Annotated in this window: 18 protein-coding genes and 5 tRNA genes; 1 reads left to right on the top strand and 22 read right to left on the bottom strand. The window is 38.2% G+C overall.

Annotated features, from left to right (window positions below; all coding sequences use genetic code 11):
* Positions 1 to 4: 4 nt before the first annotated feature.
* From IV86_RS03505 to IV86_RS03450, 12 genes are all read right to left on the bottom strand, one after another.
* Positions 5 to 2,935: a sigma-54-dependent transcriptional regulator gene (locus tag IV86_RS03505; RefSeq protein ID WP_056979361.1), complete on the bottom strand. Its 2,931-nt coding sequence runs from the start codon at positions 2,933 to 2,935 to the stop codon at positions 5 to 7.
* Positions 2,936 to 3,130: 195 nt separating this feature from the next.
* Positions 3,131 to 3,511: a DUF956 family protein gene (locus IV86_RS03500; protein ID WP_002833235.1), complete on the bottom strand. Its 381-nt coding sequence runs from the start codon at positions 3,509 to 3,511 to the stop codon at positions 3,131 to 3,133.
* 109 nt (positions 3,512 to 3,620) lie between these two features.
* Complete coding sequence (locus IV86_RS03495; RefSeq protein ID WP_002833234.1) at positions 3,621 to 4,532, bottom strand: PTS system mannose/fructose/sorbose family transporter subunit IID; 912 nt, start codon at positions 4,530 to 4,532, stop codon at positions 3,621 to 3,623.
* A gap of 17 nt (positions 4,533 to 4,549) precedes the next feature.
* Positions 4,550 to 5,356, bottom strand: coding sequence for a PTS mannose/fructose/sorbose transporter subunit IIC (locus IV86_RS03490; RefSeq protein ID WP_011673707.1), 807 nt, complete (start codon positions 5,354 to 5,356; stop codon positions 4,550 to 4,552).
* A 27-nt stretch (positions 5,357 to 5,383) separates the two neighbouring features.
* A complete protein-coding gene (locus tag IV86_RS03485) occupies positions 5,384 to 6,355 on the bottom strand; it encodes a mannose/fructose/sorbose PTS transporter subunit IIA (RefSeq protein ID WP_002833231.1) in 972 nt (323 codons plus the stop codon).
* A gap of 488 nt (positions 6,356 to 6,843) precedes the next feature.
* Positions 6,844 to 6,929: transfer RNA gene (locus IV86_RS03480), tRNA-Leu, on the bottom strand.
* 78 nt (positions 6,930 to 7,007) lie between these two features.
* The gene (locus IV86_RS03475) at positions 7,008 to 7,454 is read right to left on the bottom strand and encodes a SprT family protein (RefSeq protein ID WP_036673006.1); all 447 of its coding nucleotides are present in this window, start codon (positions 7,452 to 7,454) and stop codon (positions 7,008 to 7,010) included.
* Between the two features lies 1 nt (position 7,455).
* Positions 7,456 to 9,624, bottom strand: a complete 2,169-nt coding sequence (locus IV86_RS03470; RefSeq protein ID WP_002833229.1) for a Tex family protein — start codon at positions 9,622 to 9,624, stop codon at positions 7,456 to 7,458.
* A gap of 89 nt (positions 9,625 to 9,713) precedes the next feature.
* On the bottom strand, positions 9,714 to 10,148 hold the full coding sequence (locus IV86_RS03465) for a hypothetical protein (protein WP_002833228.1): 435 nt from the start codon (positions 10,146 to 10,148) through the stop codon (positions 9,714 to 9,716).
* A gap of 12 nt (positions 10,149 to 10,160) precedes the next feature.
* Entirely contained in the window at positions 10,161 to 12,812 is a 2,652-nt protein-coding gene (locus IV86_RS03460; RefSeq protein ID WP_002833227.1) for a cation-translocating P-type ATPase, read from the bottom strand.
* Positions 12,813 to 13,039: 227 nt separating this feature from the next.
* Positions 13,040 to 13,858: an ammonia-dependent NAD(+) synthetase gene (nadE, locus tag IV86_RS03455; RefSeq protein WP_011673712.1), complete on the bottom strand. Its 819-nt coding sequence runs from the start codon at positions 13,856 to 13,858 to the stop codon at positions 13,040 to 13,042.
* A 17-nt stretch (positions 13,859 to 13,875) separates the two neighbouring features.
* Entirely contained in the window at positions 13,876 to 15,339 is a 1,464-nt protein-coding gene (locus IV86_RS03450) for a nicotinate phosphoribosyltransferase (protein WP_011673713.1), read from the bottom strand.
* Positions 15,340 to 15,446: 107 nt separating this feature from the next.
* Here IV86_RS03450 and IV86_RS03445 point away from each other — a divergent pair, with 107 nt between their 5' ends.
* Positions 15,447 to 16,178 (top strand): WecB/TagA/CpsF family glycosyltransferase, encoded by a 732-nt coding sequence (locus tag IV86_RS03445; protein ID WP_002833224.1) that lies wholly within the window; start codon positions 15,447 to 15,449, stop codon positions 16,176 to 16,178.
* A gap of 27 nt (positions 16,179 to 16,205) precedes the next feature.
* Here IV86_RS03445 and IV86_RS03440 read toward each other — a convergent pair whose 3' ends face one another.
* The 10 genes from IV86_RS03440 to IV86_RS03395 all read right to left on the bottom strand — a co-directional run bounded on the left by IV86_RS03440 (position 16,206) and on the right by IV86_RS03395 (position 22,571).
* Positions 16,206 to 16,907: a GntR family transcriptional regulator gene (locus IV86_RS03440; protein WP_002833223.1), complete on the bottom strand. Its 702-nt coding sequence runs from the start codon at positions 16,905 to 16,907 to the stop codon at positions 16,206 to 16,208.
* A 26-nt stretch (positions 16,908 to 16,933) separates the two neighbouring features.
* Positions 16,934 to 18,076 carry an N-acetylglucosamine-6-phosphate deacetylase gene (gene nagA / locus IV86_RS03435; RefSeq protein WP_002833222.1) on the bottom strand — a complete coding sequence of 381 codons (1,143 nt, stop codon included), beginning with the start codon at positions 18,074 to 18,076 and terminating at the stop codon, positions 16,934 to 16,936.
* Between the two features lie 65 nt (positions 18,077 to 18,141).
* A complete protein-coding gene (proC, locus tag IV86_RS03430; protein WP_002833221.1) occupies positions 18,142 to 18,933 on the bottom strand; it encodes a pyrroline-5-carboxylate reductase in 792 nt (263 codons plus the stop codon).
* 215 nt (positions 18,934 to 19,148) lie between these two features.
* Positions 19,149 to 19,220 (bottom strand) — tRNA-Gln (locus IV86_RS03425).
* Between the two features lie 3 nt (positions 19,221 to 19,223).
* Positions 19,224 to 19,309, bottom strand: a tRNA-Tyr gene (locus tag IV86_RS03420).
* Between the two features lie 88 nt (positions 19,310 to 19,397).
* Positions 19,398 to 20,213: a metallophosphoesterase gene (locus IV86_RS03415; RefSeq protein WP_029258125.1), complete on the bottom strand. Its 816-nt coding sequence runs from the start codon at positions 20,211 to 20,213 to the stop codon at positions 19,398 to 19,400.
* A 4-nt stretch (positions 20,214 to 20,217) separates the two neighbouring features.
* On the bottom strand, positions 20,218 to 20,751 hold the full coding sequence (locus IV86_RS03410; RefSeq protein WP_002834589.1) for a dihydrofolate reductase family protein: 534 nt from the start codon (positions 20,749 to 20,751) through the stop codon (positions 20,218 to 20,220).
* A gap of 67 nt (positions 20,752 to 20,818) precedes the next feature.
* On the bottom strand, positions 20,819 to 22,285 hold the full coding sequence (locus IV86_RS03405) for a peptide MFS transporter (protein ID WP_002834588.1): 1,467 nt from the start codon (positions 22,283 to 22,285) through the stop codon (positions 20,819 to 20,821).
* 92 nt (positions 22,286 to 22,377) lie between these two features.
* Positions 22,378 to 22,450: transfer RNA gene (locus IV86_RS03400), tRNA-Thr, on the bottom strand.
* A 48-nt stretch (positions 22,451 to 22,498) separates the two neighbouring features.
* Positions 22,499 to 22,571 (bottom strand) — tRNA-Asn (locus IV86_RS03395).
* Positions 22,572 to 22,608: the final 37 nt, after the last annotated feature.

The raw sequence follows: 22,608 nt of genomic DNA, 5'->3' as shown, positions 1-22,608 counted from the left end.
AGTTTTAATCTACCTCACTTAGGATTGTATCATTTTTTTCTTGCCATGTTTCCAACAATTTATAAACATAAAATTCTTCACTTGGAGTCATTTCAATTTGAATCCTTCTCAAATACTTATCATCCGCTTTTTGTATCAATTTAAACCACACTTCATCCTGAACCGCAGCCAATTCTTCCGGTGCTGTTTCCATCGGATTATTGGTAAGCATTCTTTCCACTGCTCCCGCAATATGCATAATTAAATTGATGCGGAAGGATTCACTAAATTCCACTTTCTTAGTTTCTGCCAAGTAATCCACATAATTCCATAAAATATCCGTGAACTTATCCGCATTCAAGAAAACAAAGTACTGTGATAAATATTGACGACAAACGCTACGCGTCAATTTAGAGTCTTGTTCATCAAGCACCCATGATACTTCGCTACGTTCTGCCAACTGTCGAACGAACTTTTCTCCTCCACCCTGTAAAAGTGTTTGAAGAGGCATAAATGGTACTCCAATTTGTGGATTCATTACTCCAGTCGCTGCGACAATCGTATATTTGGTGTTAATTTGTTGGATATGATCTTGCATGTTTACTATGGAGATCGGAAAAACTTTGATATCCTCAATTAAATTTTGAACTAAGAGTTGATCTAGTAAATCTTTAATTTTTTTGGCGGTTCCTTCACCTGTGGAGCATACCGCAACGATCGCTTTGGGTTTCCCAGAAATCATGGATAGATCTTCTGCTCTTTCTTCAACGTTACTTTCATCCGCAATTGCAACTCTGGAGTATCCGTGAAATTCACGTAGTTCAGCATAAATATCGTTCAAATCACTATCGATAAAAGAAGCTTTTCTGGTCGCTTCTAAGACCATCGCCGTCGTTACCATATCAATAACTTTAACCGGAATTTGAGTTTCTTCCGTGATTTTAGATCCAAAGGTACTTAAGGATCCCATATCAACTAGTAGAAGTACTCCTTCCCCCTGGTTAGCAGCTCGGACGCGTTCCACAATCCCCTTATACGCCGTTTGCGGATTCATGTCGAGCGGCATATCAAAAGCTTGAATCGAGTTGTCAGATAATAATTGAGAGACGACTTGTGTCATAGAACTAGCTGTACTACTTCCATGAGCTGCCACCACAATACCGACTTGACCATTACTAGTTGGGACCGTTCTTAGTGAAATTAAAAGGACTGCTAAATAGTAACTCTCTGATTCAGGAATCGGCATTCCATACCGCTGTTCTAGCATTTCCTTAATCGATTTAGCAACCGCCAACTCTTCTGGATAATCCTTAACCATTGCAACTAAATCATTGCCCATCAACCGCATCGGTTTTCCAGATTGAATTCGTTTAATAAATGAACTAATATGCAAACTCATTGCATATATAAAGTTCTCTTTAAAATGATAATCTAATTGATTTTCAATCTTAGGCTGAACCTGTTTAGCAAAATCAATAATCCCTTTATCCACAATTTCAGCTAGTTTACTTTCTGCTTGACGAGTGTCTGATTCATTCTTATAGAAAGATTTTAAATGTAGGTTAATATCCGTAGTAATAAAATTATTGATATTTTCTTGGTCAAGACCCTCTTCACGTAGCATCATCGCTTTATCGCCAATGATTTCATACAAATTATAGGGCAGTTCATAGCTATCTTTACGGCTAACGGGAGTTGCATAAGATGATCCCGGTTTAATTACCATGTAGGGTTCTAGTATCTTCGAAATTGCCCCAAGTTCAGCCCGGTTAGAGGCTAAATTTAGTAATCCATCCTTAATATTTGACGGCAAATCATCCGCTGTAATCATGATTTCGCCTTCATTTTCGATATTGTTCAAAAATCCCTTAGCGCACACTAATTGAATATTAGATTTTAATTGACCCACATTTCCATACGTAACACTACCTAATAAAGCTTGGACAACATCTTCGGTTAATGTAATTTCTTTGTTAGTTCGGTTGGCTTCAATTGTTACCAATGAACGTAGAAGGTCAATTCGTTCTTCCGGACTACGTTTGTTAAATGCCGGAAGTTGAATGGTAATTGGAATTCGACGAACAAAAGTCTGTAGCAATGAACTTTCTGGATCTTCCGTTGTAGCACAAACTAAGCGAACGTCGGCATGATGGTTCTTGGAAGTTTCCCCCAACCGATTATAAGTACCATGATCCATGAAATAGAAAATCATTTCTTGACCTTCTGGTGGAAGTCGATGAACTTCATCCAAGAAGAGCATCCCACCATCGGCCTCTTGAATCAAGCCATCTTGCTCATCATTTGCCCCTGTAAATGCACCTTGAATGTAACCAAATAGATGGGACATCAATAATTCCGGATTGTGTGCATAATCAGCACAATTAAAGGTTACCAACTGTTGCTGTCGATCAATTAAACCCTTAGTTTGGGCAAATTCAAACATCGCATTGGCGAAGTATGTTTTACCAGAACCAGTCGGGCCAATAATTAATGTGTTCAGTCCTCTTGGTGGATACAACATGGCTGCCTTGGCTTGTTCAATTTGGTTGTGCATGCTTCGACTCTTGCCAATCATTCGATCAAAAATATTAGTATTTTTATTTAAAGTAACCGGTCGAGTTGGTTCTTCAAGGGTACCTGCTAATTTCTTCTTCCCCAGGTCCATTCCACTAATACCATCTTCAATGTGATAGCTAGATGGATCTTGACTGGATTGTTGGGGAAGTTGTCCTTCTTCTGTCAAAGGTCGACAATAACGTACAGGCCGTCCACTAATCTTGGATAACTTATTCTTACGAACTAATTCATTTAGTTCCTTGCTAACATTGCTTCGAGCGATGTTCAGGTTCTCTGCGATTAAACTCGTCGTTAACGCAGCTTGCTCCTTTAATTCCGTATCGGAAACATTTTGCGTATTTTCAATAACATATTCATAAATTCTATCTTGTCTTTTCATTTTCTCACCGCAATCTGTATTAATACACTAATTAATACAATACAGTTTAACACAGTTTCAAAACAAACGCTTTCAAACAAAAAACTATGCTAAAAAACTCATCTTTCCGTCCCTCGTCCAAATATTTTTTAGACTTGCTTTAATTGGGTCGTTTCAAATCGCTTTTTAGCATAGTTTTAAATGGTTAATTAATTATTATTTAGCTTTACGCTTGAAAATGCTCATTACTCCTCGTTTGATTACGTCCCAAACCCCTAATGAACGTACCATGCGGTCAGCATCAACATGTTTTCTAATTTCTCTTAAAACTTCATGGGTTTTTTTAGAAGCGAAACTATAGGTTCCACTTCGTTTAGTTTTAATGGCAAATCTTGGAATCCATCTACCCCCAAAGACCAAGGAAGCAATCACTGTATCAACTTCTTCCCAAGGAATTTGAATGAAGTTTTCAACATTACGATTGTCAAAAAATTCAAAACCGTGATCGCCAATCATAATTTTTCCGTAATCACCCATCCCCAAAAATGAGGTAGCATCGATTACCAAATCTGCTTTTGTATTAATTGATTGAGCCATTCAAATTACTCCATTCTTCTTTTTATCCAATTATAATACTTAAGGTACATTTCACCAAAAATTTTAATAAAAAAAGCCTAGGCCATAGCCCAGACTTAATTTAAGTTTATTACATAACGTGGAGTACGTGAAGTACAACACCAACGATGAATAAACCAAAGATAACAACGATAGGAGAAACACCCTTCTTAAGTAACCACATGCAAAGAAGTGTTAGAAGTAATCCAGCAAGTCCTGGAATTAATTGATCCAAGTTATCTTGCAATGTTGTAACTTTTTCTGGAGTTAATGAAAGACCAGCAGCTTGTTGTTGCAATGCTTCTTGAATTCCTTTAGCACCACTTGGAAGGTTTGCCCAGTCGATGTAAGCACCTTTACTTTGTTTAACAGTTGAAACAACTGGTGTGAACTTAACAGTAACCCAACGGTTAATCAATGAACCAAGGATAAACATACCCAAGATTGAAGCACCTTTAGTAACGTCTTGTAGTAAACCACCAGACATGTCTTCTGTAATCTTTGAACCAGCTTTATAACCAAATTCTTGTGTATACCATGTGAATCCCATACGAATAGCATTCCAAAGTACGAAGTAAAGAATTGGTCCAAGGATGTTACCACCCAAAGCAAGTGAAGCAGCTAAAGCACCAATAATTGGCTTAACTGTAAACCAGAATACCGGATCACCAACACCGGCAAGAGGTCCCATCATACCAACTTTAACCCCTTGAATCGCAACGTCATCAATAGGAGCACCATTAGCACGTTCTTCTTCAAGAGACATTGTTACACCAAGGATAGGTGCAGCTAAGTATGGATGAGTATTAAAGAATTCCATGTGACGTGTCAAAGCTGCGGCACGGTCTTCTTTTGTTTTGTATAACTTTTTAAGAGCTGGGATTAATGTATATGCCCAACCACCATTTTGCATACGTTCGTAGTTCCATGAACCTTGAAGGAATGTTGAACGTAACCAAACATGAATACGATCTTTTTTAGTTAATTGAACTTTTTCTTGCATTTTCTGTTGGCCTCCTTTTAGTATTTATCAATTATATCGCCGAGCGGATCACCGGAACCTGAGTTGCCTCCGTTACTTGAACCACCCATTTTTGAAAGGGTTAAGTAGATAAGAGCCAATGCAATACCGATTGTACCTAAAGCGATAAGTGTCAAATCAGGGATAGTTGCTAAAACGAAACCAAGCGCGAAGAAAGGCCAAACTTCTTTAGTAGCCATCATGTTGATAACCATTGCATAACCAACGGCAACAACCATACCACCACCAACTGATAGACCGTCTGTCAACCAAGCAGGCATAGCAGCAAGTAAACTACGTACGGGACCAGCACCGATTGCAAGAATCAATCCAGCTGGGATAGCGATACGTAAACCTTGCATACAGATAGCAACGTAGTGCCATGCTTCAAGTTTACCGAAGCTACCTTCTTTAGCAGCAGCATCCATAACGTGAACGATAAGAGTTGCAAGTGTACGAGCAATGATTGTTAATAATAGTCCAGCTACAGCTAAAGGAACAGCAAGAGCGATAGCTGATGAAACACCAGCTTTACCTTGGCCACCTAAAACTAAAATAATAGCAGAAGCTACAGAAGCCAAAGCAGCATCAGGAGCTACAGCAGCCCCAACGTTAGCCCAACCAAGAGCGATCATTTGAAGTGAACCACCTAAGATAAGGCAAGGTACTAAGTTACCAGTTACTAAGCCGATTAAAGTACATGCGATTACTGGTTGATGGAAATGGAATTGATCCAAGATACCTTCCACACCAGCTAAAAACGCTACGATAACGACTAAAATCATTTGAATTGCATTCAATGCCATGATTATTAATCCTCCGTTATAATTAAATTATTTTTTTGCGTTAAGCTCATCTTGAGCTTTCTTCATAATTGCATCCATATTGTCTTTTGAATCAGTTGGAACTTTACGAACATCAAGTTCAACGTTCATGTCTTCCAACTTCTTGTAAGTATCAATATCATTTTGGTCAAAAGCCAATACCTTATTAGGTTGAACTTTACCAGGTGAATGTGCCATTGAACCAACGTTTAATGACTTAAGTGGAACGCCACCTTCGATTGCTCTCAAAGCATCTTGTGGTGTTTCAAATAATAGCATGGCACGGGTTCCACCAAAATGTTGATCATCCTTAGCAAGTTTAATCATTTGATCAATAGGAACGATATGAGCCTTAACTCCTGATGGAGCAGCTTGCTTGATCATTGAAGAACGAAGTTCATCTTTAGCAACGTTATCAGAAACAACGATGATTCGATCTGGTTTAGTCGTCTTTGTCCAAGCTGTAGCAACTTGTCCATGAAGTAAACGAGTATCGATACGAGCTAAGACATAATCGAAGTGTCCTGGACGACCAGAAGCAACTTGTGCGCTTTCTGCTGCCTTTGGAGCTTCTTCTGGTTGAAGAGCTTCAGGACGAACCTTAACCCCTTCTTTAGCAGTTTCAATGATATGAGCAGCAATTTCTTGTGCTGATTCCATTGATAAACGTGAAGCATAAGCTTCGATTAGCATTGGCAAGTTCAAACCGGCAACGATTGCCCATTTGTCCTTGTGTTCTTCAAACAAGTTATTAACTTGATTAAATGGAGTGCCTCCCCATAGGTCGACTAAGAATAATACTTCGTCTTGGTTACTAAAAGAAGCAACTGCTTCTTGAAGTTTTGCTCTGATATCGTCAGGGCCTTCACTTGGCATTAATGTAACAGCTTTAACGTCTTCTTGTTCACCGAAGATCATTGAACCTGATTGCAAAATACCTTTAGCAAATTCGCCGTGACTAGCAATGATAATTCCAACCATCTGTCTGTATACCTCCCATATTATATTGTTACAGCTTAATCAAAAAATAAATAAAATAAGTTCTAAAACCTGTAACTTAAATCTAAATTGAACGTTTATTCGTTTGGAAACCAACTTAAATTAAAATTTTCAAAAAACGCTTTCAATTATCTAGGATAAAAGATGGGACTGATTAATCCCATCGTGCTTTTCAAAGTTTAAGTTTTAATTTAAAATGGCTTCTCATCAGATAAACATCCATCCATCAAAGTGGTTAAACCCGCTTCGATGTGCGAAACACATTGATAATTCAACATATTTTGCATTCACCTATATATAAGCAAATACCGTGCCAAAATACACTAATGATTAAATACCGTAGAATCAGCATTCTTATTAATACACATCGATACTAATACACTAATTGTGTATTAAAAAGTGTGTCAATATTGAAACAGTTCCTAGAAACACAAAAAGGACTCCTATTTCTAGGAGTCCTTTTTTATTGATGCGGCCAAGAGGGTTCGAACCTCCACCCGAGTAAATTCGGACAGGATCCTTAATCCTGCGCGTCTGCCAGTTCCGCCATGGCCGCAAAAGCTTACTAGATAATAGTATCAAATCTACCTACTGCTAGCAAGACTTTTTTACGTTTTATTTTAAAAAATCTAATTTATAATAATTTGAGTCGTCCGCGACACTTGCTACACACATACTTGCGTGTATTAATCCGCCTTTGTCGGGGGTATTGTAATCCACAACCTTGGCATTGATATAGTAACTTGGGAGGAGTTCGCCGCCGCTTAGAGGTGGTTGGAGCATACCTTAACCCTCCCACCGCTCGTAACAACTGCTGAAAATGTGGGTTTCGATGATCTGGTTTCTCGTTTAACATATGCACAAAATAATGCACTAGTTCATGTTTAATAACCCCGATCAAGATCGCTTCATCGAATTCTTCCAGCATCAACGGATTAATATCAATATGATGATCATTTAGATGATAGCGACCACCAGTGGTTTTTAAACGTCGATTAAAGACCACCTTATACGGAAAACTTTTACCAAAGGACTCTTGAGCAATGCGTTGAGTTAATTGTTGCAATTCTAAGTCTGTCATTTTAATCCTTAGGAATCATTGTTAATTGAATTCGGTGGCGTTCAACGTCTACACTTTCAACCCAAACTTTAACAATATCCCCGACTGCAACCACATCGCTGGGTTGCTTCACAAAACCTTTCTTTAGTTTTGAGATGTGGACTAAACCGTCCTGTTTAACCCCAATATCTACAAATGCTCCGAAATCAATTACATTTCGTACTGTCCCTTGAAGTTCCATCCCTGGTTTAAGGTCCTCTAGCGTTAGAACATCTGATCGAAGTAATGGCGCCGGCATTTCATCTCGCAAATCACGTCCCGGTTTCTGTAATTCGGCAATAATATCAGCTAAAGTTTCCCAGCCAACGTTAAGCTGTTCAGCGACTGCTTTAACCTGCACTCCTTGTAGTTTTTCGTTAACTTCCGCTTTACCAATGTCTTGCAATTTTAGTCCCAATAACTGCATTAATTGTTTAACAACTGCATAACTTTCAGGATGGATTCCGGTATTATCCAAAATATCATCTCCATCAACAATTCTCAAAAAACCAATTGCTTGTTCATAGGCTTTAGGTCCTAAGCGAGGGACTTTTTTTAATTGTTTGCGAGAATGATAGCTTCCATTTTCCTCTCGAAAATTAACAATATTTTTAGCGGTTGTTTTAGTTAACCCCGAAATATGGGTTAGCAACTCTGGGCTAGCAGTATTTAAATTAACTCCAACTTGGTTAACGGCCGTTTCAACGACGTTATCAAGTTGTTCATGTAAATCTTTTTGCGCAACATCATGTTGATATTGACCGACTCCAACTGCTTGAGGATCGATCTTAATCAATTCTGCTAAAGGATCTTGTAAGCGTCGTCCAATACTAATCGCACTTCTTTCTTCAACTTGAAGATCTGGAAATGCCTCTCGGGCTTCGTTACTAGCAGAATAAACTGACGCTCCTGCTTCATTGACAATTACATAATAGATGGGACGCTTAATTTCTTTAATTAAATTAGCTACAAATTCTTCTGATTCGCGACTTGCTGTTCCGTTTCCAATTGCAATCATTTCAACTTGGTACTTCTCAATGAAATCTTTTAATTGTTTTCCGGCTTTAGCTCGTTTTTCCATTGAAGCTGGTTTATGTGGATAAATCACTAATTTATCTAAAAATTTACCGTTCTCATCAATAACCGCCAACTTACAACCGGTCCGATAAGCTGGGTCAAAACCTAAGACTACTTTTCCCTTTAGAGGGGCTTGCATCAAGAGATGGTATAAGTTTTCACCAAACACCTTAATAGCCTGTTGGTCGCCCATAGCAGTCAGTTCTGCACGTAATTCACGTTCAATTGCTGGGCCAATAAAACGTTTATAAGCATCTTGATATGCATCTTCGACTATACCAACTGCTTCGCCGGTCTTTTTACCAATCAAACGAAAGTGAAGGTATCGTTCGATTCCTTGAGGATCAACCTCAATTTTAGCTCGTAGGACCTTTTCTTTTTCGCCTCGGTTAATCGCTAAAATTTGGTGGGAGGCCACTTGATTCAGTTTTTCACTGAAGTCATAGTAAATCCCATAAACACCGTTCTCATCAATTGCTTGGCCCTTGGGCTTTACTTCTGCCGTTAATCGTCCATTTTTTTTGGTATAACTTCGCACCCATTCACGGATATCAGCTTGGTCCGAGAAGGCTTCGGCTAATATTTCGTGAACTCCTGCTAAAACATCGTCAACACTATTAAGATTCTGTTCTGGATTAATCGCACTTTGAAGTTGCTTAGCTAAAGTTCCTTGTGGAAAACCCAAAATCCAGGTTGCAATCGGTTCTAAACCTGCTTCCTTAGCAATTGTCGCTTTCGTCCGCCGTTTTTGTTTGTATGGTAAATACAAGTCCTCCACCGTTTGTAAGGCATCGGCTGTACGAATCTTTTGCGCCAATTCTGGAGTTAATTTTTGTTGATCTTCAATATTTTTTAAAACATCGGCTTTTCTTTTTTCAAGTGTTTCAGTCTGGTGGTACGTTGCTTGAATTTCCCGAATTTGAACTTCATCTAAACTTTGAGTTCGTTCTTTTCGATACCGAGCGATAAAGGGAACTGTATTTCCATCCTCTAGCATTTCTAGTGTAGCTTTAATTTGATTTGCTCGATAATCTTTTAACTTAGTTCCGACAATTTTTAAAATTTTTTCTTCCAAAATCATTTTCTCCCTTTATCTTAAAATCTAACAAGAAGAGGCTGAGGAACCAACTTCTCCCTCAACCTCTCGTATTGCAATATTAAACATTATGCAAGTAGCATATTCATAATTCTAGTTAACGTCTTGGTAATTTGGCCCATAATTTCTGCTTGAGCCTTTTCAGAAGCATTAAAATCTTCAGCATTAACTTTTTTAGCTTCTGGATTAATCGTATCCACCATTTTTTGACATTCTTCAATATATCGAAGATAATCATGTTTCAAATTTTGGTGTTTCCCGATAAATTTGATAGGAGCTTGCATTTCTGTAAGTTCTTTTTCAATTGAACGGTAGTTATCTGTAGCCAGCTGAAATTGATTCTTAATTTCTGCTAATTTAGCTTGATCTAGATCAGCAACTTGTCCCAACTGCATCCATTTTTTTAGTTCTTGAAAGTATGGATCGACCTGTTCTCCTGTTTGTTCAAGTATTTCAGTTAATTTGGAAATTGTACCAGCATAAGTTTGAATATTAGCTCTCATTTAATCTCTCCACTATTTTTTTAAAGTACGTTGTATTAATTTTACCACTTCGACAATCACAATCATCGATAATGATGCAAAAATTACAATCATCCATTGGTGGAGATTTAGGTTGCTAACATGGAATAAATCATTTAATCCTGGCACCACAATTGTTGCGGCTAATAGCACAAACGAAATTACAATTGACCAATTGAAGAACTTATTTTTTAGCGTTGTTGCACTAAAAATAGAACCATGAACTGATTTTGAGTTAAACGCATGAAATAGTTGGATTAAGCCTAATGTTGCAAAGGCCATTGTTAACGCATCTGCGTGAATTTGAGTAGCCGTAGCATGATCTGGAAAACGGAGTGCCATCGCATAAACAAATAAAGTAATAGCCCCTTCTAAAATTCCTTGGTAAATTACATTACTAGCCACGCCTCCTGATAGGAAGCTTGCATTTTTACCACGCGGTTTTTGTTTCATTGCGTCTTTTTCAGCTGGTTCAAGTCCTAACGCAATAGCAGGGAACGTATCAGTGACTAGATTAATCCACAAAATATGAACCGGCGCTAAAATTTGCCATCCCATCATGGTCATTACGAATAAAGTTAATACTTCACCTAAATTAGCCGACAAAAGATACTGAATTGCCTTTTGGATATTAGCAAAAACTTTTCGTCCTTCCTCTACAGCAACTACGATGGTGGCAAAGTTATCATCTGCAAGGACCATATCACTGGCCCCTTTGGAAACTTCAGTACCAGTGATTCCCATTGCCACTCCAATATCTGCCTGTTTCAGGGAAGGGGCATCATTAACTCCATCACCAGTCATGGCGACAATCTTTCCCTTTTTTTGCCAAGCATTTACAATTCTAACTTTATGTTCTGGTGCCACCCGTGCGTATACAGCATATTTATCTACATTTCGAGCCAATTCTTCATCCGTTTGTTGATCAAGTTCGGCTCCCGTGATTACGGCTGTATCAACTTCATCTTCATCAATCATTCCTAAACGTTTGGCAATCGCTCCCGCTGTATCACGATGATCACCAGTAATCATTAAGGTCCGGATTCCTGCTTGTTGGGCTTCTTTGACAGCTTGTGCAACTTCGGTCCGTTCTGGATCAATCATTCCAATTAAACCAGCAAAAATTAAATCTTTTTCCACAGTTTCACTATCTAAGGCTGTAGGAATTTCGTCTAAAATCTGGTAAGCAAATCCTAATACTCGAATAGCTTGTGTAGCTAGTTCATGATTTGTCGCCCGAATTAGTTTGATTTCAGCATCATTCATTGGGAGAATTTGGTTCTTTTCCACATATTGAGTAGTTCGTTTCAACAACTCATCTGGAGCACCCTTCACTGTTAAAAGATATCTTCCATCTTCCAAAGCATTAATAGTAGACATCAATTTTCTTTCGGAGTCAAATGGAACCTCAGCCACCCGTGGATAACTTTTAATAACTTCGTCCGCTTGATAATTTTTGGAATCATTGAATGCAATCAAGGCGGTTTCCGTAGGATCACCGATCAATTCTCCCTCAATTTTTTTAGTATCATTATTTAAAATCATTAAATCGTATAGCTTTTGTTTAGTATCTGGAATAACCTCTTCGGCATTCAGGAGTTGGTTATCCACAAATACTTTTTCCACAGTCATTTTATTTTGGGTCAATGTCCCTGTCTTATCTGAAGCAATAATTTCAGTACTTCCCAAAGTTTCGACTGCTGGTAATTTTCGAATAATAGCATGTCTTTTAGCCATCCGCTGCGTTCCCAGTGCTAGAGTAATCGTAACAATAGCTGGTAATCCTTCTGGAATAGCCGCTACAGCTAAAGAAATTGCTGTTAATAACATGTCAATTAAGGTTTCTTGTCCACGTAACATCCCTACTATGAATACTACCACCGCAATACCTAAAATTAGCCAAGTTAAAGTTTTACTCAACTTAATCAGGTTCCGTTGCAACGGGGTAATAGTTTCTTCGGCATTATTAATTAAGTCGGCAATTCGCCCAACTTCAGTTTGCATTCCCGTTCCAGTAACCACACCTAGTCCACGGCCAAACGTTACATTACTATTCATAAATGCCATGTTTTTACGATCACCTAGTGCCGGATTTTCTCCCTCAATGGGAGCAACTGCTTTATTTACTGGTACAGATTCACCCGTTAGTGCAGCTTCCTCCATCTTAATTGAAGCAGATTCAATTAATCTTAAATCTGCTGGAACGATATCACCAGCTTCGAGCAGAACGATATCGCCCGGGACTAAATCCTCACTTTTTATCGTTTGTACTCTTCCATCTCGGCGAACATGCGCTTGAGGAGCAGCTAAACTTTTTAGCGCGTCAATCGCCTCCTCAGCCTTGGCTTCTTGGAATACTCCAAAAACCGCATTCAAAATAACTACTAGCATGATGATCATTGCATCCACTCCTTCGCCAACAAAGACGGAGATCAGGGCTGCAATCATCAATACGATAATCATCAAATCTTTAAACTGTTCAATAAACTTCTGTAAAAGAGTGGTTTTCTTTTTGGTTGCTAAAACATTTTTTCCGTATTGTTCAGTTCTTTTTTGAACCTCACTAGCAGATAAACCACGCTCTTTATTACTTTGTTCCTGCTTCAAAATCTCTTCTACCGTTAACTGCCATTGCTCTTTGTGCATAATTCCTTTTCCTCCTAGCTATTTTTTAATGCTGGGTATGAAAAAAGACCCATGTGCGCAAGGAATCTTTTCCCACACACATGAGTCTCACTAAATTAAGATAATACCAGATTTATTCTTGTTGGTGATATTATCGCAGATAGTCTGCAAGTTACTCCCTCATGTCTACAATTTGATTATAACCGACCATTCAAACTAATTACAAGCTAAACCCCTTCTCTTAATAATTAGTTATCGAAAACCGTATAAGGTAAAACTCGTTTATGAGCCGTCCGTTTATACCAACCTTCAATTTTGTCAGCCGCTTCAGAACTAATTTCGCGACCTTCCAGATAGTTGTCAATATCGTCGTAAGTAACCCCTAAGGCCACTTCGTCAGGCAACGCTGGACGCTCCTCTTCTAAATCAGCCGTTGGGGTCTTTTCATAAAGTTCAACCGGTGCGTTGAGCTCTTTTAGCATTGCCTTTCCTTGTCGCTTATCCAAGCGCCAAAGAGGGATAATATCAGCTCCGCCATCACCAAATTTAGTATAAAATCCCGTAACAGATTCTGCAGCATGATCGGTTCCAATTACAATTCCAGCATTACTTCCCGCAATACCATATTGAGCAATCATCCGTTCACGAGCTTTGATATTCCCTTTGTTAAAATCAGAAATTTTTAAATCATTAGCTTCCAACGCAGCAACCATGGCATCTGCCGCTGGTTTGATATCAATTCGAACTACTTCATCGGCTTGCATAAATTCGATTGCTTTCATTGCATCGGATTCATCCGCTTGCACACCATAGGGCAAGCGAACTGCAATGAACCGGTAGTCTTGAATACCCGTTTCTTCCCGTAATTCACGAACCGCAATTTCAGCTAACGCACCGGCAAGGGTTGAATCCTGTCCACCTGAGATTCCGAGCACTAAGGAACGTAAACTAGGAACTTTTTTTAGATAATTTTTCATAAAATCTACACTACGACGAATTTCCTGTTTTGGGTCAATCGTCGGTTGAACCTTTAAAGTTTCAATAATCTCTTTTTGTAATTCTCGCAATTTTATCACCTAGTTTGTTAAAATTTTAGTTTCCCAACATATTCACGGACTCGCTTGATAATAGCAACTTTATTGTCGTAGCAATCTTGTGAAAGATCCACCGGATAATCTTGTGGATTTAAATCCCGTTTGTACTCATCCCACAGAGAATCCAAACTACGACGAGCAAATTCTTTAATCTCAGCCAAACTTGGTCGATCATAAACTAATTTACCATCTTCAAAAATGGTTTGTAAAACTGGACGAGCTTTAAAATCAGTGACCGTTTTATTAATATACGTGTAGTTCGGATGGAACATGTATAGAGACTCTTCTACTCGAGGATCTTCATCCCAAAGAGTGATGTAGTCACCTTCCGATTTTCCATCTGAGTTTCTTGAAATACGCCAAACTTGTTTTTTACCTGGAGTAGAAACTTTCTCAGCATTATTTGATAATTTGATGGTATCCACCATTTTACCGTCACGTTCAATTGACACCATCTTATAAACTGCACCTAGCGCTGGTTGATCATATGCCGTAATCAACTTAGTACCAACGCCCCAAACTTCAATCTTAGCTCCCTGCATCTTCAAGTTTTGGATTGTTTTTTCATCTAAATCATTCGATGCAAAAATTTTAGCATTAGGGAAACCTGCTTCATCTAATTGTTCACGAACACGTTTCGATAAATAGGCCATGTCACCACTGTCAATTCGAACTCCTAAGAAATTAATCTTATCGCCCATTTCTTTTGCTACGCGAATAGCATTAGGTACCCCACTTTTTAATGTATCAAATGTATCTACTAGAAAAACACAATCACGGTGAGTTGTCGCATACGCTTTGAAAGCATCATAATCATTCATGTAATATTGAACCAATGCATGCGCGTGTGTCCCACTTACTGGAATTCCAAATTTCTTACCGGCCCGTACATTACTGGTAGCATCGAAGCCACCAATGTAAGCAGCGCGAGTTCCCCAAAGGGCAGCATCCATTTCTTGCGCACGCCGAGTACCAAATTCAAGTAACTTGTCTGAACCAACTACCGACTTAATGCGAGCCGCTTTTGTAGCAATTAAGGTTTGGTAATTGACAATATTCAATAACGCTGTTTCAATTAATTGACAGTCGGCAAGTGGCCCTTCGACTTGTAAAATAGGTTCGTTGTTGAAAACTAGGTCGCCTTCAACTGCAGAACGAATTGTACCTCTAAAATGAAAATCTTTAAGGTAAGCTAAAAAATCGTCTGGATAACCAGCCACATCCTTTAAATATTCAATATCGCTCTCTGAAAAATGTAAGTTACTGATATAATCAATAATGCGGTCTAATCCAGCAAAAACAGCATACCCATTATCAAATGGCATATTTCTGAAAAACACTTCAAAGATCGCCGTCTTGTTGTGAATTCCTTTATTCCAATAGGTTTGGATCATATTGATTTGATACGCATCTGTATGCAAAGTTAATGTGTCATCTGGAAACTCTTTTACCATGATGATTATGCTCCTACTCTTTTATGTTTTTATTTAATCTAACAATACAGTTGTTTTAATTTTATCATTTATACATTAAATCGCAATTTTTAATCTAGGAGACCCTTATGAAATATAATTTTGTTAATATTCTCGGATTTAATTTTCTGAATGTCACTAAATCACAGTTTTTAAAACAAGTTGAAGAAGATCTTCTTCAACATCAAAATCGTTTTATCATCACTGCTAATCCGGAAATCATCATGTTTGCTCGCAAAAATCCTAATTACGCAAAAATTGTGCGTTCTGCTGATTATTTAGTTCCTGATGGGATTGGAATCGTTAAAGCATCCAAATTCACGAAAACGCCGTTGACAGAGCGAGTAACTGGATATGATGTCTTTACTGAACTCATGCAGTGGGCCAATGAACATCATTCCAAAGCCTACTTCTTAGGTGGGAAACCTGCCGTAATTAAAAAAGTTGTTCATAAAGTTCATCATGAACATCCTGGTATTAATTTGGTTGGTTATCACGACGGCTATTTCAAAGATTCCCTTCCGATTATTGACGAAATTAAAGAACTTCAACCTGAAATAGTTTTTGTAGCTACAGGTTTTCCAAAACAAGAGGAATTTATTGCTAAATATCGTCATTTTACCCCAGCAATCTGGATGGGAATCGGTGGTAGCTTTGACGTCTACGCCGGAACTGTTAAACGGGCTCCTGAATTTTGGCAAAAACATAACGTTGAGTGGTTATATCGTTTATTAAGTGACCCTAAACGAATCAAACGCCAAATAGTATTACCGATTTTTATGATGGAAGCCTTTAAAGCAAATAAAAAGAAGGAAAAATAGGATTAGCCTATTCTTCCTTCTTTTTTATTAACGATTTAAATAAAATTCAAAACGTTCGCCTACATACTGAGTACGTACATATTCAAACGGTGTACCATCTTGAGCATACGATAATTGATGTAAACGTAGAATTGCATCGCCACGTTTAATATCTAAATACTCTGACACTTTTTCAGAAGCCAACATCGCCGAGACGGTTTGTTCCGCACGTCCAATCATCAACCCTGCTTTTTCTTCCAGAGTTTTATAAAGTGATTTAGTCACTTCAGATTTACTAAAATCACTAACTAGCTTTTCTGGAATAGTTGCCGTTTCATAACAAATTGGAACAGCGTCAGCAAATCGAATACGCTCCATCCGCAATACTAGATCGCCATCATTTAACTGTAATTTTTCAATTTCACTTAAAGAAGGTTCACTAGTATGGTACGAAATTGTCCGACTAGACGGCTTTTTACCTTGAGCCTCCGTTAATTCCGTAAAACTAGTAACTCCTGAAACCTTTTCTTGAACTTTCTGACTAGCAACATAGGTTCCCGAACCCACCTTACGTTCCAAAATTCCCTCATCAACCAAAGTTGAAATAGCTTGGCGAAGAGTCATTCGACTTACACTAAATTCTGTAGAAAGTTCACGTTCAGCTGGAATTCGCTCTCCCACTTTCCATTTCCCGGCTTCAATCGCCTTTTTGATTTCATTATGAATTTGAATATATACCGGTGAATTCATTCTTGTACCCCTATAATGTTTGACTATTAGTCTTCTTTAGAAAACTTTTTCCCGTAACTATATGTTTCCAATTTGTTAAGGTTGCTATCAAAGACGTTGATATCTGCATCCTTACCAACTTCAAGTGTTCCCTTTGAATCCAAACCAAATTCGCGAGCTTGGTTAACTGAGCTCATTTGTACAGCTTCAGCAATTCCGCAATTAAAGAAACGCATTGCATTTCTAAATGCATCATCAAATGCAAGTACAGAACCAGCTAATGTACCATCTTCCAAACGTGCTTGTTTGTCTTTAACGTAAACTTTTTGTCCACCAAGTTCACTTTCACCTTCAGCGAATCCTTTAGCCCGCATTGAATCTGTAACTAGGTCAATTCGTTCTGGTCCCTTAACTTCGTATGCTAATTTAAGCATATCAGGAACGATATGGAAGCCGTCACAAATTAATTCAGCGTAAATGTTGTCTTCTAACATAACGTGTCCAGTTACACCTGGTTCGCGATGCTTAAACTCACGTTGAGCATTGTAAAGATGAGTTGCATGAGTAACAGTACTATTTAGTAGTTCCGCACGAGTTGCGTCTGAATGACCCACTGAAGGCACAATTCCATGGTCTAAACAGTAAGCTTCAAAAGCATCAGATCCCTTATGTTCAGGTGCAATTGTAATCAACTTAACACGACCACCAGATAATTCATTCCATTTACCCAAAAGTTCTGCATCTGGATCCTTGATGTACTCTTCAGGTTGAGCACCCTTATACTTAGTAGAAATAAATGGTCCTTCCAAATGAACCCCTTGGATAACTGGGTTATCTTCAGCAGCTTTCGCAACCCCACGCATTGCTTTTTCAATGTTGGCATTTGATTGGGTCATTGTTGTACAAAAGAAGCTGGTAACCCCTTCGTTAACAACGGCTTTATTTACCATTTCATTGATTTGATCTGGATCACCATCCATGGCATCAAATCCGTATCCACCGTGTGTATGTACATCAATGAATCCTGGAACAATAATCTTTTCTCCAGCATAGAAAACTTGATCATCACCTTGGGCTTTGTATTCGCTCATTGGACCAACGGCTTCAATTTTTTTACCAAATCGAATGTAACCATCTTCAATTTTTTCTAAACCAGTATAAATAGTAGCATGACGCAAAACTGTACTCATGAATTTTCCTCCTAAATTTTTAATCTAAATCCATTATATATCGGTATAGACCAAAAAACAAGATTCTAATGATTGATTTCTTTTGCTACCGTAGCATCGATTCCCTTAACAACCGCTGGTGAAAAGCCTGCTTCTTCCATTGCTAGGAGTCCCGCCACTGTTGTACCACCTGGAGAAGATACTTTATCAATTAAGGCATACGGTATCTCATCGGATTTCAGAACCATTTCTGCGCTACCTTTGACCATTTGAGCAGCGATCTTTGTAGCAGAAGCCTTAGTTAATCCATGTTTAACTCCCGCCCGTGAAAGAGCATCAATAAACAAGTAAGCATAGGCAGGTGCACTACCAGCAATTGCTGAAAAAATTGGAAAGTCTTTTTCAGCAAGTTCCATTGTACTTCCAACAGTTTCAAAGATTTTAACGCCGGACTGAAATGGTTCCATTTTAAGATCACCATTAGCAACGACCGCTGTCATTCCTTCGCCAATTTCAACGTTAACATTCGGCATAATGCGTAAGATAGGTTGTTGCTCATCTAAGCTGGTCTGTAGATCTTCTATACTAATTCCTGATGCCAGTGAGACAACTAACTGATGATGATTTAAATCATCTCTGACTTCGTCTATAACCGTTTTTACTACGTATGGTTTAACCGCTATGACAATGATATCCGAATTTCTAACAAGTTCTTGGTTAGATTTTGTCGCTATTAGTTGATTCTTTTCTGCGAAAGGTCCATAACTTGATTGATGCGCACTGTGTACCAGTATATCTGTGCTTTCAAAATTATTTTTTAATAATCCCTTGATAATCGCTTTGGCCATATTACCTACACCAATAAATCCAATTTTCATAAAAAAAGCCCCCCATTGGTTATTTCATTTTGTTCTCCTTATCCTATCATTAACTAGGCCAATATTGAAAGCCTCCAATTAAAAATTTAAGCTATCAACCTCCAACTAATTACTAATACCATTCTAAAAACGAAACATATTAAAACTATCTGTGATTTATTGATTTAGATACAAAAAAACATCATATCAATGATATGATGTTTCTGAAAACTAGATTGGGCTAGCTGGGATCGAACCAGCGCATGACAGGATCAAAACCTGTTGCCTTACCGCTTGGCTATAGCCCAATATGGTGGAAGGGAGTGGATTCGAACCACCGAACCCGAAGGAGCGGATTTACAGTCCGCCGCGTTTAGCCAGACTTCGCTACCCTTCCATATAAGTTGTCGTCTTATCTATCCGACTTAATAATAATACCCAATCTCGAATAATTTTGCAAGCTTTTTTTTAAACTTTTTTCAAAATTATTTGAGATCGGTTATAAGCAATCGCTGAGTCCATTCAGTGAAGAAATCATCTGAATTCCACTCGTTGATTCGGTTGTTATGATAACCGACTGAATTATTATAATATATTCCATTAGACTTTGCAAGTGGTTTAAAATGATGATGTAAATGTCCTGATATCACCAATTCAGGCTGGTATGTTTCCAACAACTTTTCCATTCTTCTGCTCCCCGCCATTCCATTAATCATGTTCCAAAAGCGGGCATCTTCGGAATAATGAATATACTCATGTCTTACTGCAAAGTGAGTCATAAATAACACTTTTCTCCGACTGGCCTGCTGCATTTGTTGTTCAGTTTGCTTCAACACAATATTCATTCGTTCAATATCTGACATAGGCTGTTCAATTCCAGTATCAATCCAGAAAGACTTTTTCCAACGCCAAAACTGTTCGGTGGTTTTATCAACATTATCTGCAAACGTATAGTCGTACCACCCATTATTTCCAATAATACGCCATTTAGTCCCAGGAACGTCATAGAACTGGTTATGCAAGTATAATGGGCTTAAATTTGATTCTAATTGATTATAGTCGATATCGTTCAACATATCATGATTTCCGGCTATGAAAAAAACTTTAGTGTGTTCTCCCACTAATTCCTGTAGCTTTTCCACGTACTGCATGCTTCGATTAAATTTATTAAATAGGTCTCCTGCTATTAAATATACTCCCACATGTTGTTTTAAAAGATACTCGGCTTGTTTTTGAGCCATTTGATTTTCATCTATTTTGTTCACATCGAAATGATTGTCGCTAGTTGCTGCAATTTTCAAACTATTAACCTCTCTGATAAATCGAATATACTAATTCGTTTTTTTGATATACATCTATAAGACGGACCGGAACTTGCTCCTCTAATCGATCAAAAAGTCGAATACCTGATCCTAAAAAAATCGGGACCGTTGTTAAAATATATATATCAATTAAATTGGCTTGCACGAGCGGATCAATAAGCTTAGCTCCTCCCACAATCCAAACGTCTTTTCCCTTCTCCTTTTGGATTCTTTTAACTAATTCTACTGGCGACTGTTTCCAGTATTTAATCGTATCTGTATCTTCCCCTAGGTGAGACGTAACAATATACGTCTGCCGATCTGCGTAAACATATTTTTCCGGAGATAATTTTTGTGTTACTTGTTCATAGGTAGTTCTTCCCATAATAACCGTATCTATTTTGGAATACATTTTCTCATAACTGTCATCACTTTCGGTACCATGGACATTTTTCTCCAACCAATCAACGGCACCTTGATCGTCAGCAATGTAATTATCAATACTCATTGCAATAAAAAGTATTACTTTTCTAGCCATAAATCCCTCCAAAATAAAAAGATGAACTAAGCATAACCTAGTTCATCTCTTGAATTCAAATATTTAATTATCTAATCCCTTGCATCTTCTTAGTAATCCATGGTGAACAAATTAATAGTACAAGTGCAAAGACTAGTGTTACAAGACCTAATACAATAAAGTAAGCTACTTCATGTCCTGGGTAGAAGCGAACTAACTGAGCGTTAATTGCTTGTCCAGCAGCATCGGCTAAGAACCACATACTCATCATTTGAGACGCAAATGCAGCAGGTGCCAATTTGGTCGTTACAGATAAACCAATTGGTGAGATTAACATTTCACCAATTTCAACAATTGCCCAGCTACCAACTAACCAAAGAGCATTAACCTTACCATCAGTACCAAACATCAAACCAGGTAAGGCAATAAATAAGTATGATAGACCCGTAAATACAAGTCCATACGTAAATTTCTTAGGTGATGAAGGTTGCTTCTTACCTAACTTAGTCCATAGCCATGCAAAAATTGGTGTATAAAGCATGATGAATAATGGATTAAGGGACTGGAAGTTAGCGGGCGTAATATGCATCCAACCGTAGTTTAATTGAGTACGATCAGCAGCAAATAATGCTAAAACAACTGAACCTTGTTCTTCAATTGCCCAGAATAACGTTGCAGCGATAAATAATGGCACATAAGCCCATAAACGTGAACGTTCTGTTTTAGAAACCTTACTACTTGAAAACATGATGATAAAGTAAACAATTGGAGCAATAACAGCAATAATACTAATTAATAGAACAACATTATCAATTGTTAATGCATTAGCAACAAACATAACCACTAAAATTAATGCTAATACAATCACACCCATTAAAACTCGAAGACTAAATTTCTTAACTTCATCGGGTTGAATTGGATCTGATGGATATAAACTATCTTTATTTAAATATTTTTTACCATCAATATAATATTGGACTAATCCAAAGAACATACCAATTGCAGCTAATGAGAATCCAGCATGGAAACTCATATTAAAACCAACCCACGAAACAATTATGGGAGCTAATAAAGCACCTAGATTAATACCGAAAACAAAAATACTAAATCCGGCATCACGTCTCGTATCCTCCACGGAATATAGTGATCCAACCATTTCAGAAACATTTGGTTTTAGCATACCAGTACCAGCAACAATTAAAGCAATTGATACTAGTAGGGCCGCCCCACCGAAAGGAAGTGAAAGTGCAATATGACCAAACATGATCAATACACCACCGTAAAATACGGTTTTTCGACTACCTAAAATTCGGTCACTGATAAACCCACCCGCAACACTAGCTAGATAAACCAGTGAACCATAAATGGCCATTACTGAAGCAGCAGTGGCTTGACTAAAGCCTAAACCACCCTTGGTTACAGCGTAATACATGTAATAAATTAAAATTGCACGCATACCGTAGTAACTGAAACGTTCCCACATTTCCGTGAAGAACAACGTCATTAATCCACGTGGTTGACCAAGAAATGCTGTATCCTTATCTTGTGTATTCAATTGTATATTTCCTCCATAATTTTCGCCTTAAAAACAAAGACTGTATATGAAAAAATGCGCCTTAACTTAACATTAAGGCGCATCCAAACAAATGCCGGCTAGGTGAGTCGAACACCTGACCTACGGTTTACGATACCGCCGCTCTACCAACTGAGCTAAGCCGGCATATAACAAAAGGATGCTAACTTTCCAGTTAACATCCATACAGCCTAACTCCGGCAGGCGGACTCGAACCGTCGACACCCTGATTAACAGTCAGATGCTCTACCAACTGAGCTATGCCGGAATAAACGCATGGCAACGTCCTACCCTCGCAGGGGGCG

Origin of the sequence: Pediococcus pentosaceus (genome assembly GCF_001437285.1) — a bacterium.
Classification (GTDB): domain Bacteria; phylum Bacillota; class Bacilli; order Lactobacillales; family Lactobacillaceae; genus Pediococcus; species Pediococcus pentosaceus.
This window is presented reverse-complemented; position numbering and strand designations above follow the sequence as displayed.